The sequence below is a fragment of the uncultured Kordia sp. genome, assembly GCF_947489565.1.
Taxonomy (GTDB): domain Bacteria; phylum Bacteroidota; class Bacteroidia; order Flavobacteriales; family Flavobacteriaceae; genus Kordia.
The window spans coordinates 178,080-195,448 of record NZ_CANLEA010000002.1 but is presented as its reverse complement, the minus strand read 5'-3'; the positions used below and the strand labels follow the sequence as shown (position 1 = coordinate 195,448).

General features: G+C 36.0%; 10 protein-coding genes. 4 read left to right on the top strand and 6 right to left on the bottom strand.

What is annotated here, in order from left to right; genetic code table 11:
• Positions 1–125: 125 nt before the first annotated feature.
• Positions 126–1,166 (bottom strand): LacI family DNA-binding transcriptional regulator, encoded by a 1,041-nt coding sequence (locus Q0845_RS03530; protein WP_298509252.1) that lies wholly within the window; start codon positions 1,164–1,166, stop codon positions 126–128.
• A gap of 303 nt (positions 1,167–1,469) precedes the next feature.
• Here Q0845_RS03530 and Q0845_RS03525 point away from each other — a divergent pair, with 303 nt between their 5' ends.
• The 4 genes from Q0845_RS03525 to Q0845_RS03510 all read left to right on the top strand — a co-directional run bounded on the left by Q0845_RS03525 (position 1,470) and on the right by Q0845_RS03510 (position 10,095).
• Positions 1,470–4,397 carry a SusC/RagA family TonB-linked outer membrane protein gene (locus tag Q0845_RS03525; RefSeq protein WP_298509249.1) on the top strand — a complete coding sequence of 976 codons (2,928 nt, stop codon included), beginning with the start codon at positions 1,470–1,472 and terminating at the stop codon, positions 4,395–4,397.
• Positions 4,398–4,422: 25 nt separating this feature from the next.
• Positions 4,423–6,003 (top strand): RagB/SusD family nutrient uptake outer membrane protein, encoded by a 1,581-nt coding sequence (locus Q0845_RS03520; protein WP_298509905.1) that lies wholly within the window; start codon positions 4,423–4,425, stop codon positions 6,001–6,003.
• A 12-nt stretch (positions 6,004–6,015) separates the two neighbouring features.
• Positions 6,016–7,077 (top strand): SusE domain-containing protein, encoded by a 1,062-nt coding sequence (locus tag Q0845_RS03515; protein WP_298509246.1) that lies wholly within the window; start codon positions 6,016–6,018, stop codon positions 7,075–7,077.
• 141 nt (positions 7,078–7,218) lie between these two features.
• Complete coding sequence (locus tag Q0845_RS03510) at positions 7,219–10,095, top strand: alpha-amylase family glycosyl hydrolase (RefSeq protein WP_298509243.1); 2,877 nt, start codon at positions 7,219–7,221, stop codon at positions 10,093–10,095.
• 176 nt (positions 10,096–10,271) lie between these two features.
• Here the strand turns inward: Q0845_RS03510 and Q0845_RS03505 are convergent, their stop codons facing one another.
• The 5 genes from Q0845_RS03505 to Q0845_RS03485 all read right to left on the bottom strand — a co-directional run bounded on the left by Q0845_RS03505 (position 10,272) and on the right by Q0845_RS03485 (position 17,364).
• Positions 10,272–11,831: a hypothetical protein gene (locus tag Q0845_RS03505; RefSeq protein WP_298509240.1), complete on the bottom strand. Its 1,560-nt coding sequence runs from the start codon at positions 11,829–11,831 to the stop codon at positions 10,272–10,274.
• A gap of 195 nt (positions 11,832–12,026) precedes the next feature.
• On the bottom strand, positions 12,027–13,430 hold the full coding sequence (locus tag Q0845_RS03500; RefSeq protein ID WP_298509237.1) for a hypothetical protein: 1,404 nt from the start codon (positions 13,428–13,430) through the stop codon (positions 12,027–12,029).
• A 20-nt stretch (positions 13,431–13,450) separates the two neighbouring features.
• Positions 13,451–15,280 (bottom strand): hypothetical protein, encoded by a 1,830-nt coding sequence (locus tag Q0845_RS03495; protein ID WP_298509234.1) that lies wholly within the window; start codon positions 15,278–15,280, stop codon positions 13,451–13,453.
• A gap of 32 nt (positions 15,281–15,312) precedes the next feature.
• Complete coding sequence (locus Q0845_RS03490) at positions 15,313–16,572, bottom strand: phosphatidylserine decarboxylase family protein (protein ID WP_298509231.1); 1,260 nt, start codon at positions 16,570–16,572, stop codon at positions 15,313–15,315.
• Positions 16,573–16,800: 228 nt separating this feature from the next.
• Positions 16,801–17,364, bottom strand: coding sequence for a hypothetical protein (locus tag Q0845_RS03485; protein WP_298509228.1), 564 nt, complete (start codon positions 17,362–17,364; stop codon positions 16,801–16,803).
• Between the last annotated feature and the right edge of the window lie 5 nt (positions 17,365–17,369).

The following is a 17,369-nucleotide window of genomic DNA, read 5'->3' as shown; positions in this document are numbered from 1 at the left end:
AAAATATAAGTCTTGATATTTATGGTGTAAATATAGTTGTTTTTTTGAAACAGCCACTATTAAATTGCAAATCTGAATTGTAATTCTGTCAAAATTTAACAATTTGATAGCTGAAAATCACCTGATTATCGTGTGGTGTCACGTTCTATTAAGGTTGTACTAATAACTTCTGTTTGATATTTTTCTTCGTCTACTAATTCTTCTAGTTTGTCAATTAACATGGTTGCAGACTTTGCGCCCATTTCTACTGCATGTTGGCTAATGGTACTTAAAGAAGGAATGGCGTGTTTTGATAAAACGCCATCTGTAAACGCAACTATAGACATGTTTTCTGGAATTTTATAGCCTTTATTAATTGCTATTTTCATGGCTGTAATGGCATAGAGTTCATTTACAGCAAAAATTCCATCAATTGATTTTTCTTTATCAAGCAAAGCAGAAATTTCCTTTTCTAAGGTTTCAATCTCTATTTCTTTGTCTTTGTTTTCTTCTACCTTAATAATCAGCGAAGCTTTTGGGTCAATTTTATGTTCTTCTAATGCTTCTAAATATCCTTGTGTTCTGAGTTTACCTACGTTTACATAATCTTTGGTCGTAATCAAAGCAATGTTTTGGCAACCACTTTCTATCAATTTGGCAACTGCTTTTTTTGAACCGAGTTTGTCATCTACCACAACTTTATCGCAGGCAATTTCATTTACAACTCTATCAAACATAACAATTGGCATTCCTTGATTGATGGTTTCATAGAAATGATGGTAATCTTGAAGTAATAGGGTTTCTTTGGCAACTGAGAGTATAAAACCATCAATACTTCCATTGGCCAACATTTCAATGTTGATCACTTCTTTATCAAATGATTCGTTCGACAATCCAATAATAACATTATAACCTCTGTTATTGGCTTCTTTTTCAATTCCGCTGATCACTTTAGAGAAAAAATGATGTACAATTTCAGGAATAATCACACCAATGGTTTTGGTACGCTTGTTTTTGAGACTTAACGCAATATTATTTGGACGGTAATTATAGAGTTTTGCAAACGCTTGAACTTTACTTCTGGTGTCCAAACTTATCTCTTTGCTATTTCTTAAAGCTTTGGAAACAGTTGATACAGAAACGTCTAATTCTTTGGCTATTTGTTTGAGTGTTACTTTTCGCTTCATGAGGATATGTTATAAGATCAATAATTAAAGCTAAGGATTTTTATTTTTTTGTTAAAAATACACCGTTTTTAATGGATAAAACCCAATGTTTACAAAAGTTGTCAACACGAAAACGATTGCGTAACCCCAAAATTTATGACTGCATTTTTATTTACTCAAAATTTACATAGTTTTAACATCGAGAGGTAAAAATATAATAGTATTTGAACAAAAATATCACGGATTTTATCAAAAATAGTTCAGAAAAAATTGAAGAAAATCGTGATCATTTTACGACAATTTTGAAAATAAAAAATTAGACAAATGAAGAAAATGCAAAAATTTATTTTGTTTTTGGCTTTTTTGATTCCCATTGGAATGCTTGCCCAAACAAAAGTGACAGGTGTTGTTACTGAGCAATCTACAGGAACTCCATTATTAGGAGTAAATGTAGTTATCAAAGGAACAACGACTGGAACCACAACGGATTTTGATGGTAAGTATCAAATAAACGCTACGAATGGTCAAACCATCGTATTTACGTATGTGGGCTACAAAACCCAGGAAATCGCATATACAGGACAAGCTTCTGTAAATGTAGCCTTGGAAGAAGATGCTTCCAAACTTGATGAAGTAGTCGTAGTAGGATATGGTTCTGCAGTAAAGAAAGACGTAACTGGAGCTGTTGAATCGGTTACATCCGATGATTTTAACGGTGGAGCTATTGTTTCTCCAGAACAATTAATTGCAGGTAAAACTGCCGGAGTACAAGTAACACCACCAAGTGGAGCGCCAGGTTCTGGTTCTGCAATTAAGATTAGAGGTGGAGTTTCATCGTTATCGGCAAGTTCTGCGCCACTTATTGTTGTCGACGGAGTTCCGTTAGACCAAGGAAGTAGTGGACTAAACTATATCAATGCAAACGATATTGAGTCATTTACAGTATTAAAAGATGCTTCTGCCGCTTCTATCTACGGATCGAGAGCAACAGGTGGAGTTATCTTAATTACAACAAAAACTGGAAAATCTGGTCAGCCTGTAAATATTAATGTAAATCATTTTACTTCTGTTGGAAACAACGTAAATGAAGTAGATGTTTTATCGGCTTCTCAATTTAGAGACTTAGTAACAGCGAACGGAAATCCAAATCAAATTGCACAGTTAGGAAATACGAGTACAAACTGGCAAGATCAAATCTACAGAGGATCGTTAACTTCAGATACCAATGTAACGGTTTCTGGAGGTTTTGATAACTCTAACTATAGAGCTTCTGTTGGTTTTGTAAGTCAATCAGGTACATTAAGACACTCTCAAGTAGAGCGTTGGACAGGTTCTGTAAAGTTTGTACAACGATTATTAGAAGATGACCTTCGCATTGAAGCCAATGTATTAGGTGCTTTATTAAATGATAATTTTGGAAATACAGGAGCTATTGGAGCTGCCGTTTCTTTTGATCCAACGCAGTCTGTATTTGACCCAAACAGTCCTTTTGGAGGATATACTGAAAATGTAAACAATGATGGTTCTATCAATACAATTGCTGTTCGTAACCCAGTTGGTTTACAAGAATTGTTCAGCAATAGAGCGGACACACAAAGAAGTACAGGAAGTTTAAAAATTGACTATACATTACCATTCTTTAGAGATTTAAAATTAACCGCAAAAGGAGGTTATGACTATTTGGAAGTTGACGGAAACTTAAACATTCCGGGAGTTGCAGCATCTAACTTTAACGACCAAGGATTATTTGGAACGTATAGCACACTCAATAGAACTCGATTATTAGATGTATATGCATTCTATAAAAAAGATATTGAAAGTATTAAGAGTACAATTGACTTAACAGTTGGACATTCATTCCAAAGCTTTTACAGATCTAACAGATTCCAAAATGTAACAGGATTAGATCAAGTTACAGGTAATATATTTAAAACAGAAAACGCTTTAGAGTCGTATTTCGGGAGATTGAATTTTGCGTATGACAATAAATACTTAATCACATTCAACTTAAGAAACGATAGTTCTTCACGTTTAAATCCGGATGATCGTTCAGATTTCTTCGGTGGACTTTCAGTAGGATGGAATATTATTGATGAGAACTTTATGAAAGATTCTAAAGTATTCTCTCAATTAAAAATAAGAGCTGGATACGGAGAAACTGGACAGCAAGAATTTGGACAAGATTACGGATACATTCCACGTTATACCACAGGTGACGGACAAGTTCAGTATCAATTTGGATACAATGCAGATGGATCGCCACGTTTTGTAACAACACTTCGTCCAGAAGAATATGACGAAAACTTACGTTGGGAGCGTTCTAAAACATTCAACATTGGATTGGATTTCGGATTCTTCAACGATCGTTTAACTGGTTCGGTAGAAGTATATGAGCGTAAAGTAGAAGACTTAATCAACTTTATTCCTGTACCAGCTGGAACCAACTTATCAAACGCTTTATTTACAAACGTTGGTAACTTAGAAAACAGAGGTTTGGAAGTGAATTTGAATGCAACAATTGTAGAAAATGATAACTTTTCTTGGAATACAAACTTCAATATTTCATTCTTCGACAATGAAATCACGAAATTATTCTTAACAGATGATCCAACGTCTCCAGGTTCGCCAACAGGAGGAATTGCAGGTGGAGTTGGAAATACTATCCAGATCAACTCGGTTGGATTTGAAGCAAACTCTTTCTATGTATTCAAACAAATTTATGATGCTAGCGGAGCGCCAATTGAAGGAGCGTATGTAGACATTAACGGAGATGGTGTTGTTGATACGAGCGATAGATATAGATACAAGAGTCCAAACCCAGATGCAGTTATAGGATTTAACTCTAATATGCAATATGGAAACTTTGACTTTGGCTTTACAATGAGAGCTAGTTTGGGTAACTTTGCATACAACAACGTAGCCTCTAATACAGGAAACGTACAAGCATTATTTGGTGCAAATTCTATCAACAACGTAAATGCATCAATTTTAGATACAGGTTTCCAAAATCAGCAATTATTCTCTGATTACTATGTACAAGATGCTTCTTTCTTAAAGTTAGACAACTTAACGATTGGTTATAGCTTCGACAATATCTTTAAAGATGTACGCATGAGGTTATACGCAACAGGACAAAACTTATTTGTAATTACAGATTACGATGGATTAGATCCTGAAATCAATGGAGGAATTGATAACAACTTCTACCCAAGATCAAGAAACATCTTAATGGGAATTAATTTGAACTTATAATAAAGTATACCAAATACACACAATGATGAAAACACTAAAAAAACAATCAAATCGTATAGGTATTGTACTATTATTACTCGTAGCCAGCATAGGATTTACGTCTTGTGAAGATCAGCTAGACTTAGAGCCAATAGTAGAACAGTCAGCAGCAGACGTATTCGACGATCCTGCAGCTTACGAACAATTTCTTGCAAGAATTTATGCAGGTTTTGTAGTGAGTGGACAGCAAGGTCCAGCCGGAAATCCTGATATTACAGGAATCGATGAAGGATTCTCAAACTATTTGAGACAATACTGGAAACACCAACAATTAACAACAGATGAAGCTTTAATTGCTTGGAATGATGGTACTATTCATGACCTTAACTGGCAAGTATGGACGCCAGCCAACGAGTTTATTACTGCAATGTATAACAGAATTTATTTTCAGATTTCAATCTCAAATGAATTCTTAAGAGCGACAGCAGATGTCCCAGAATCAGAATTTTTACCAGCAGCATACAAAGCTGAGGTTCGTTTCTTAAGAGCATTAAGTTACTGGCATGCTATTGATATGTTTGGAAATGTTCCTTTTGTAACAGAAGCAGATCCAATTGGAGCATTTTTACCAGTTCAAGGAAGCAGACAAGAAGTATTTGACTTTATTGTTTCAGAATTAACTGCGATTGAGCCAATGATGATTGATGCACGTCAAAATGTATACGGAAGAGCTGACAAAGCTGCGGTTTGGATGTTATTAGCAAAATTACACCTAAACGCACAAGTATACACAGGAACAGATCAAAGTGGACAAGCAATTCCATACTTAGAAAATATTATCGGAGCAGGATATGCTTTACATACAGATTATGACGAATTATTCTTGGCAGATAATGATACGAATGGAGCACAAAATGAAATGATTTTCTCTTTCAACTCTGATGGATTAAACACACAAGGTTTTGGAGCAATGACATTCTTAGTACACGCACCAGTAGGAGGAAGCATGAGTGCAGCAGCTTTCGGTATCAACGGAGGTTGGGGCGGAATTAGAACTACGAAAGCCTTCGTAAATCAATTCTCAGCTTCAGAATTATTAACAGACGATAGAGCTAACTTCTTTACAGACGGACAAGAATTAGAAATTGCAGATGTATTCAACTTTAACGATGGATATGCAGTAGAAAAATTCAAAAATGTAACAAGTATGGGAGTTCCTGGATCAGACAGTTCAGGTGACTTTATCGATACAGATTTCCCAGTATTCCGTTTAGCAGATGCGTATTTAATGTATGCAGAAGCTGTAAAAAGAAGTGGAACTGGCGATCAAGGATTGGCAGTACAATACGTAAACTTAGTAAGACAACGTTCAAATGCAAATCCAATTGGCGGTTTCTCAGACATTACAGATGAGTTCTTATTATCAGAGCGTTCAAAAGAATTGCACTGGGAAGGACATAGAAGAACAGATTTAATTCGTTTCGGACAATTCTCTGATCAAGGCGTATGGCCATGGAAAGGAAATGTAGAAAATGGAACTACAACAGAAGCTTTTAGAGACTTATTCCCAATTCCATCTACAGATATTACCGCAAACCCTAATTTAACTCAAAACCCAGGTTACTAAAAAAAGATTCATATGAAAAAATTAAACAAAATAACAGGAGGCTTTTTAGCAATTGTTGCCTTTGTTGGATTCAATGCATGTAGTGATGATGATAATTTAATCATTGCTTCTCCACAAGGCGGACCAGAATTAGTTACACCAGCAGCAGGAACAGCAATCGTTTTAAGTGCTGCCAACGAACAAAATGTAGCAACTACGTTAGTTTGGAACGATGCAGATTACGATACACAAACGTCAGTTACTTATGATGTAGAAATTGCATTAGGAGGAACAGATTTTGCAGCACCAATTGCAGGCGGATCTACAAATGAGAGATTTATATCTTGGACTAACCAACAATTAAATGATGTATCAATCGCTGCAGGATTAAGTCCATTTGTTGCAGGTGATTTAGATATCCGTGTAATTTCTTCTATTGGAACACAAGATGCACAACAACAAATGTCTCAAACATTGACATTAAACGTAACTCCTTACACAACATCATTACCTATGATTGCTGTGCCAGGAGATCACCAAGGATGGGATCCAGGAACAGCACCAAGATTAGCTTCTTCTGAATTCGGAGCTTCTGACTATGAAGGATATGTTTGGTTAAGTAACGAATACAAATTTGTGGCACCAGATGATACTGGAAACTTCGCTTGGGGAAATACGGATTGGGGAGATGATGGAAGCTTCTCAGGAATCTTAACAGAAGATGGAGAATCTAACGTGCAAACAACACCAGGATATTACTACTTACAAGTAGATACTGAAAACTTAACATACAGTGCTGCTCAATATACAAATTGGGGATTAATCGGATCTGGAACACCAACAGGTTGGGACAGTGATAACGACATGACGTATGATGCAGATTCACAAACATTCTCAATTACCATCGACTTAACTGCTGATGAAATTAAGTTTAGAGCAAACGACGGTTGGGATTGGAACTATGGAGATACTGGAGCTGACGGAAGACTAAACAATGGCGGAGACAACATTGTAGTACCAGCAGCAGGAAACTATACAGTGGTATTAGACTTGAGCAATCCAAGAGAATACACATATACACTGACGCTTAATTAATATAACGATCATTCAAAAAGGCTGTAATACAATCATTACAGCCTTTTTTATCTTCATGAATCAATATTTAAACAAAAGCTATGAAATAGGTCATGACGCGTTCGCATTCCATGGCAAATTTTATCTGAAAAAGGGAAAGAGATGAAAAAAAAACTACACATACTCTGTTTATTGTTTGCGAGTATCGCATTTGGTCAAGTGACCATTACGCCAACACCTTATGAGGTTGACGACTCAATTACAATTACAGTAGACATTAATAGTACTGCAACGGATTGCGATGGAATCAACAGTCCGAACAAAGTATACATGCACTCAGGTGCAGGAACTGACGCCAATCCTTGGACCTATGTTATTGGAAATTGGGGACAAGATGATGGTGTTGGAGAAATGACCGATATGGGTGGCGGATTATGGCAAATTACCATTGTGCCAGAAACCTATTACGGACTCACAACAGCACAAGCAGAAACGATTACCAAAATGGGAATGGTTTTTAGAAACGAAAATGGAGGACAAGAACTGAAGGCAACAGGTTGTTCTGATTTCTTCTTTGATGTAGGAGCGTTTCAATCTACTTTAGTAACGCCAAACGATGGAAGTACTACCATCTTAGCATCAGGTTCAAACTTTACCATTACAGCAAATAATACAGGCGGAAGCGCTGCGTATGTTTTAAAAGCAAATGGAAGTACGATTAACTCAAATAATGGCGCTTCGTATTCGTATACAGATACAAATATTACCGAAAATAAAAGTTATGCTTTAGAAGTAACTTTAGGCGGAACTACCATTACAAAAACTTTTAATGTAATTATCAATCCTGGAACCGTAACAGAATCATTAGCGGCAGGTTTAGAAGATGGAATTAACTATGATGCCGATACGTCAAAAGCTACATTGGTATTAGATGCGCCAAACAAAGACTTTGTATACATTGCAGGAAGCTTCAACAATTGGCAACCAGATGGAAGTTATGCCATGAAAAAAGATGGTACGACAGGAAAATTTTGGTTGGAAATCACAGGATTAACTCCAGGACAAAACTACACTTATCAATATTGGGTGATTGACGAAACGCCAATTGCAAATTCGCCAGCATTAGTCAAAACAGCAGATCCATATTCTACATTAGTATTATCGCCTTTTGACGATCCATTTATTCCGGCAGCAACTTATCCAAACCTTCCAACATATCCTGCGGGACAAGAACGTGAAGTTACGGTATTGCAAACGGGACAGACACCTTACAACTGGCAAGTGCAAAACTTTACAAAGCCAAAAAAGGAAGACTTAATTGTATATGAAGTATTAATTCGTGATTTTGATGCCGATAGAAACTATCAAAACCTAATAGATCGTATTGATTACTTTAAAAACTTAAACGTAAACGCCATTCAATTAATGCCAATCATGGAGTTTGAAGGCAATGAAAGTTGGGGATACAATACTTCTTTTCACTTAGCATTAGACAAATATTACGGAACCGCAGATAAGTTTAAAGAATTCGTAGACTTATGTCATCAAAACGGAATTGCCGTGATTTTAGATGTCGCGTTAAACCATGCTTTTGGAAGAAATCCAATGGTGCGTATGTGGATGAACGATCCAGATAACGATGGTTGGGGCGAACCAAGTTCCGAAAATCCATATTTCAATCAGGTAGCAACACACAGTTACAGTGTTGGATCTGACTTTAATCATCAACAAACACGAACCCAGTATTACACAGAACGTGTGGTAAAACATTGGATTGAAGAATATAAAATTGATGGTTTCCGTTGGGATTTAACCAAAGGATTCACACAAGAATGTACGGCAAGTGACGAAGGTTGTACCAACGGTTATAGAAATGATCGTGTAGCAATATTAAAGCAATATGCAGATTATTCTTGGAGTTTGGATGACGATCATTATGTGATTTTTGAGCATTTGGGACAAGACAATGAAGAAAAAGAATGGGCAGATTACCGTTTGGGTGAAGGAAAAGGAATTATGATGTGGGGAAAAATGACCGATCAATACAATCAATTGACGATGGGATTTGCTTCTAATGCAGATATTTCCAGAATGGGACACAACAGTAGAGGTTTTAATGGACCAAGATTGATGGGATATGCTGAAAGTCATGATGAAGAGCGCTTAATGTATAAAAACTTGCAGTTTGGAAATACAGCATTAGCAACGCATAATGTACAAGATTTGAATACGTCATTATCCAGAATGTCTGCTTTAGGAGCAGCTTCTTTAACGATTCCTGGACCAAAAATGATTTGGCATTTTGGAGCGTTAGGAATGGAGAATTCTATCTTTACCTGTGGAAATGGAAGTGTCAATTTACCAAGCGATCCAACACCAGGCGATTGTAAATTGGATACGAAACCACAACCACAATGGACGAACAATTGGTTGGCAGATGCTAACAGAGCTAAAATCTATGACGATTGGGCACGCATTATTGACTTAAAAGTAGAAGAACCTGTATTTGAAGGAAACTACTCCATCAGTCCATACATTAACGATATCAGACAACGTATTTACATTTGGGATGATAACATTCCTGCGTCTGAATTAAAGAATGTAGTGATTTTGTGTAATTTCTCTGTGGCAGATTTAACGATTGTTCCAGATTTCCCATACACAGGAACTTGGTACGATTTAATGGACGATACGGGTGCAACAAGCATCAATGTAACCAATACGGCGGATCCGATTTCTATTCCTGCGGGACAGTTTAGAATCTTTGGAAATCAACAATCCATCTTAAGTACCCAAGAATTTCAAAACACAACAAACATACTTTCCTTATATCCAAATCCTGCTTCCGACAGCTTTAAACTAGACAAAAAAGTAGAAGAAGTACAGATTTATGATATTACAGGAAAACAAATCAAAACCTTTAAAGGTGGTTTTACTGCAGGATATTCTTTTGATGTTTCTGAATTAACCAGAGCGTTATATTTAGTAAAAGTAGTTTCTGATAAAGGAACCACCACAAAAAGAATCGTAATAAACTAACATTTTTTTCTAATCAAATGAATCGGCTATATATATCATTATTTTGACTAAACTTGTTCGTAGCTAGTGTTATTATAATTAAAAATATAGAAGAAAATGTTTAAAAAAGGTCGCTAATTTTAGCGACCTTTTTGTATAGTTATCGTTTGATAACGAATTGTTATAGTTAACTGATATTACTTTTTTCGCCAAAGCATCACTTTTCCATTACTAGAAGAGTTTCTTGTCGTAGGATATCTAGAAACTCCTTTTCTGTTGATTGATAATATTCCATCAAAATTACTATTTGCATCCCAACTAGGATCAACACTATAAAAAATTGGACTTAGAGAAAAAAGGTCTAAATAGTTTTCGCACAATGTGTTTTGAAACTTTTTGGTAATCTCTTCCGCTTTCTTTTTAGTAGCCAATTGCCAATCATTATATCCTAAATAACTATAATTATTTCCTCCAATAGCAGTCGCATGTTTTCTCCATGTTTGAGAAGTTAGCTTCATAGGGTTCACAACCATTTCATTAGAATTAGGCACATCAATCGTATTAAAAGTATACCCATTTTTATGAGTTTTTGGCAGCCCTTGAGATGAATTATAAGTTTCAAAAGCGATAGGAAGTGCGTCTTTTTTCTCCACAAGCGCATCTTGATAAAAATTAACTTTACCATTCCAAACATTACCCAGATACAGACCAGAAGCTCTATTTTGAAGAATGTAAAAATCATCTGTTACTTTCTCAATGTTCCAATATTGATCTCCTAGAGATGAACCGCTAGTCTTTTCAAATACAACTAATTGACCAAGGATATTGTCATAGTAAGGTTTTGTGTTAGAAACTTTTATAGGACTCAATACTCTCTGACTCTTCCCTGTAATTTTGTACCCTTTGCTAGCTCCTAGATATTCAATTTTATATATATAATCTTGAGCAAAGTCATCACGTTCATTTAACCCTGAATAATTACCTGTTGTATATACCCAACATATACTACTTGTACAAGGAATTCCCGGAGCATAATTTTGTTGATTCACCTGACTCTTTCTTCTATACGCAACACCTTTATTAAGTGTAGATGTATTTGTCATCCATTGATTTCCTATAATATTAGGATGTTTTACAGCTTTCGGAATCTTTTTTCCTGCAACAAATCCTCTAGAAAAATTTCCATTAACAGGAATCACATTAAATTTTCCAGCTCTTCTGTCTGTTTTTCCATAGTAGGCTGCCAATACTTGTGATTTGCCTTTTAACATATCGGGACGATCGTTTCCAGGATGGTAACGAGTTACATATTTGCCATTGAAAGCTTTAATCATGTAAAAGTCACTATTCTTAACAGGAATAAAATCAAATAATGCTTCGCGCGATACTTTTCTGTTAGACTTTTTCTTCATTGTAGCAACTAAAAGGGAATTAGGACCTTTTTTTCTACAGTCACCACATACAGAAAGATACGTGCCAGCATAGGTGAGCAATCGTATTTTTCCATCTTGGTATTCTACTGTGTAAATGGATTCTTTGTTAGGATTTCTGCTTGATGCGTCTGTGTTAGACGTTACTGTTAAGTTGATAGATGAATACTTTAATCTTTGACAGTCCTTGCAAACGGTTGCCCATCGATTCAAGTCTGTGACTAAGGCAATTTGAGTACCTTTAGGAATGGTTTGTTGTGCAAAAGCACTGTTGGTAGAGGTTAATAAGATTAAAAAAAAACTGGATACTACTAATAAACGTTTCATAAAAATTTTGGATTAGTTAAAAATGAATAATTTTGGCTATTAAACAATTTTTAATGCTTCCTCAATTTTTGTAGTTAATGCGTTATTTCAACTTTAAAATATAGTAGAAAAAGGAGTAAAAAGGTCACTAATTTTAGCGACCTTTTTGTGTAGTTATCGTTTGATAACAAGTTGTTATAGTTGACTGATATTACACTATTTCATAGTTTTCTCTTTTTTGTTTGCTACTGTAGCTGTAGGAACTTGCTCTTGCGCCATTCCGAATATAAAACTATAGTCAGAAGCATATTCTTGTCCATCTTTTTTATGATTAATTCCAGCACCAACATGACAATCTAAACAAGAAATCGTTTGTACATAAGTTTCCATGGTTACATTGGTCATAATCATTGGTGTTTTTCCACCATCTTTTAGCGGAGTGAATGTTTCGTTGTCATTATCAGAGACGGCACTCGAAGGCCATTGACTGTCTACTAAATGATAATATTTAAAGACACTATTTGGACTTAGTTCTTTGATGCGTTCATGCACAAATTCATTCAGTACTTTGGCATCCAATCCCACAGTAGCTTCGTGTTCTTTAATTACTTGAACAGGCTGATCAATTGGATCTTTTCCAACAGTTGGTGTTTGATTTGGTGTTTCATTGTATTTCTCCGGATTGTATAACAACCAATCTATTTTAGACTCTTTAATTTGCTTTTCAGGAGCTAAATCCGCATGTTCAAAGGTTGCCCAGTGGAATTGTGGCATGGTTGGCGTTTTTTGAATAATGTGTAATCCTACCAAGCCTAGTTTTGTTTCTTTATAATCACTCATTTTCACAGAGTCTCTGCTTTTTACGACTACTTTCTGCGGAACCCAAGCGGTAATAATTTTATAGCGATCTTTCAGCTTTTCGTAATCTGCATCTGCAATTTCGCGCCAAGCTGCTTTAATCTCAATAGAACCATTTGGCAACCAAATTCCACCATTTTCTGCCATTGCATTTTGCTTTACAGGATTGTATAATTCGTTCGTAGAAATATAATCGAACTCAGTATGATTCACTTTAATTTCATACCAAATCAACTTTCCATTTTGATCCGTTAACCACGAAGTTCCACCAGAAGCTTGAAACAACTCGTTTACTACTTCTTTATCATCATCAAACTTACTAAAATCGGCTACTTCTCTATGTGAAATATTATCGTTAGGATCGGTATTCATAATTTGATCTAAATTGCTTCCCCAACGTGTTGGCTTGTGCTTGGTAAAGATATTTTCGGCACTTTTATAGGTTCCTAAAGCCATTGGTGTTAAATCGCCTGGTTTCCCCCAATCTTCAACAGTTTTAGAACGATCTGGTTGTCCTGCTTCTACTGGACTCGATGGCCATGTCAACGCAATAAACGACTGCCAAGCAAAGGTATTGGCACACTGTTGATTCAATATTTTAACATCAATTGGATTGTTTGGTAAAAACACCAAAGTATCGCATCCTACGCCACAGGCATTTGCGGCAGACATGTCTACATAGGTTGCTTTTTTATTATTCTTGCAGCCAATAACCATAAGGATTGCTACAACTGTTACGAAACTGATAATTTTTGTTTTCATTGTATAATTTTAAATGGTTATTATTTGGCTAATGCATCGGCAGCCACTACTTCAATCATGTGCGGAACTGCCAAACCAAAATTGTTGTTTGTTACCAGAATACTGTATTGTCCAACAGATACATCTGCAGGGACTTTTACGCTAATATTAAACGTATATTCTTCGTTTTTGGTCAACGTAGCGTATGCAGGATCGTTTCCAACATAGCTCGATGTAACTTCTATGTTAGTATCTGGAAAACTGATTTTAAAGTTTTCTGGTTGAAACTTATTCGGAGGAATTCCATTGCCAAATTTATCCACTACATTGCTAATAACTACGGCAAGATTATCTACGGTACTTCCTTGCGCTACTTGCGTAATATTACTTGTTACATTCGCGTATATATTCAATTTATTATAACTGTCAATACTCGTTTTTAAGATGTTGGCATCTACAAAATAATCGACTCCAACAATTCCATTATCTGCTGTACAGTCAAGTTCTAGGGCTTTGGTTTCTACAGAAGCAGGTTTTCCAGCGGCCGCTAGTTGTACTTTGATGGTTTCCATCACTTGAGAACCATATTTTATGTTCTTACCAAACACTTTAATATCTTCCAAAGTAATACTGTCATCCCAACTTTCAGGAATTTCCATAATCATATGCAAAATCATATTGTTTGGATATGGCAATTGATCTTCTTTGTTATGAACTTCTCCACGTACAAACTTGAAGCAATCCTGTATTTTAGCATATTTTGGCGCGTTTGCAGGAAGTTCAAAATATTGGTATAATGGTTCTTGCAAATACAATCCAACAGGATTTAAAAGTGTAACTTCCAAGCCTTCTTGTACTGCCTGATATACGTTTTGTCCAATATGCGGATCGCTATGTCTAAAGCGTCTTCCGTATTTACTACAACAAATTAATGTGTTTGCATCAGCGTTTTCTTCCACATTATAGCTGCGTAACACAGCACCGCCACCAGCCAAGACAATTTCAGCTTGCAATTCATTTGGCGGACTCGTTAAATGCATAGCGCCACCTTTAGTATCGGTCATTTCAGTTCCGCTATTCCATTTGTTGATAGGATTATAAGCAGGTAACTGCGTAGTTCTGTCAATTACAGCATTTCCTTTAGCATCTGTGAGGTACAAATCTTCTAACTGGATATTTGTATTGCCTAATGTTTTTTGATAGATGTCCAATACTTTATTTGGATCTACTTTCCACATGGTCCAGTAATACTCTGGATTTTCACAGGTAAAGTGAAGCTTTTTAATTTTTTTGGCTGAATTTCGCATGATACCCATTTCGCAATATTCATCGAGCCAACCTCTCGGTCCAAGTGGATCGAATAATTTTAAATTATCTGGATTTGGATTGCAAGGACTTTTGGGAATATATACAATACTGTCTTTGTATTCCGCTTGATACGCTACAGGTCCCATATCAACCATTTTATACATTCTGTCGGTTCCTTCGACAAATCCGTAGGTGTCAATAAACTTCTGTTTTAAATAGTATAAAACACGTCCTGGGAAGGCTTCCCAACGTACAGGAATTTGTGCTGCATCTTTAAAGAAATCGGGATATTCTTTTGGATTTACGTATGTTTTTCCTGGCACTGTGTATTCGTAGCCTCCACTTAAATTATAAGTTGCAGCATTAACTGTGTACCGATTTACATATTTGTCCCAAGCATCTGCAAAAGCAGCTCTTTTATCAGGATCTTGAAAATCCTTGTTTCCTTGATACGCTGGTGTGTCAAATACAAAACTGCTAGTGCTTGTTTGCGATTCTGACATATTCATCAGCAACACACCAAAAACAGCTAATAGCAGTACTATTACGATTATTCTTTTCATTATGATGGTTATTATGGTTCGTTAGTTTTGGTTTAATTCGCTACAGCGATGGCAGAGTTTACAGGAACAATTTTAGAATCTGCTCCTTGTTCTCCTTGTGGAATAGCAGGCAATGTAAAATTGGCAATGGCTCCTTTTTGGAACAATACACAATGCGTAGAACCTCCAAACTGGAAATACCCAATTTGTTCTCCTTTTTTCACTTTATCTCCAACTTTTACGGTGACTAAGCAGGAAGAAACTTCTGCCATTCCGATTGGCATGACACAAACAGTTCCTAAGTTTTTATCGCCACTATCAATAAAGATTAAAGCTCTTGCTGCGACTTGTGCTAAGTATGCTTGCGAATTGTTCGGTCCTGCAGGATCAAAACCTTCAGAAGCTGCTTCGGAGTAGTACGTTCCTTTTACATGACGAACTTCAACAATTTTCCCATCAATTGGAGCATGCCAACGGTGATAATTTTCAGCACTTAAATACGCTTGATAGACTGTTCCGCCCACATAATAATCGACATTGTGACCATCGAGCATGTGTTCTAGTGAATACGGTTGCCCTTTAATCCAAAACTCGCTCGTACGCTGAACATTGCTGCTAATGCGTAATGGAGCCGCTTCACAGGCACTTACAATTACTTTTTTGTTTTTAGGAGATGCAATAGGTCTTTTTCCTTTTTTGAATTGACGAATAAAGAAATCATTCCACGATTTAAATCCCCAAAAAGGTTTGTCTGGTTCATGAATAAAATCTTGCATGCTCAACGCTTTGTAAGCGCTTTTGCTCATCCAGCCATTTGGTCCTGTATTGAGTACATATAACGAATCTGGAGTGTCTAAATATTTTTGCCATTTCTTTAAGATTCTCATCAAAGCTTTGTTCACTTTTGCATCGGCAAAGGCTGCTAAACCTGCGGGAGTAATCATTGGGAAATCGAGAATAGCGTTGATTGGAAAACCGACCATTCCTGTGGTATTGTATTCTGGAGCTGTTTTTAGCACATGATTCATGATGAGCAACATTTCCTGATAATTCTTAATTTTTACATCACCACTATTTGGTGGCGGCGCAAATTTTGGTTGTTGCTGAAACATTTGTGTGAAGTACATATTGATGATAGGATCGGTTTCTATCAACTTTTTAAAACTCTTAATCGTAGGATCAAGTTTAAGCTTCTTCTTCTTTGCTTCTTTTTTAGTCTTTTCGAGCCAAGCTGCTGCGTCTTTTTTGGTTGGAAGCCAATTTCCCATTCTGTTGGTTACTGGCATGTGCGCATCATTTTTTGGAGATTTCATGCTGTTATGGATTTAGGTTAGTTGTATACAAATACCGCTTTCGGGTACGCTCGTAAATATGTAATAATAAACCTAGTCTTGTAAGCGTAAAACCTCTAAATTTTAAAAATAGGTAGTTATACTTAGTCCTTTGAGGTGCAATAGGTCACTTTTGCCGTTTAGGTAAAAGTGTAGTAGAGGAGCAGGATTTTGGTATGAATTATTCTCGCGAAAGCGGAAAAAACCAATTTAAAAATCACCTTGACAAATGACAATCCATTCGGTCCATTTTCCATTAATACGCTTGTAAAAAGATAAACTTGTATGCCCGTAAATGTGACCACAGCACAAATCTGCACTGTACACACAAGCAATGGTATTGTTTCGTATGAAGATTGGTTTGGAAACAATTTTTAAGAGGCTGTTTTTGTTTTTTGCAAGGAAGTGGACAGCGAGTGACTCATTATTTTCAACAACAAGTAATTTGTTTTTTCTGTTCAAATTCCACTCAAAATTTTTAGAAGCTCTCAATTCGGTAATTAAGTATTTTTTTTCTGTAGAACTTAATGTAATGCTATCAGTACGTTTTGTGTTTCTTTGATATGTAGAATAGGTTAATGATTTGTGACCTTCAAAATTTTTCAAGTCGAAAGAAAGCATTCCGAAATGCACTTTTTTTAAGTATCCAACTTTACTGTTTTCATCGGAAGATTCAAGATCAACGATATCAAAGAAAAGCTGTTCAATATTAACAGACTGACTTCGTATGTTCTGACAACAAATGATGAGTAGTAAAGTTGCTATGTATTTCATGTTCG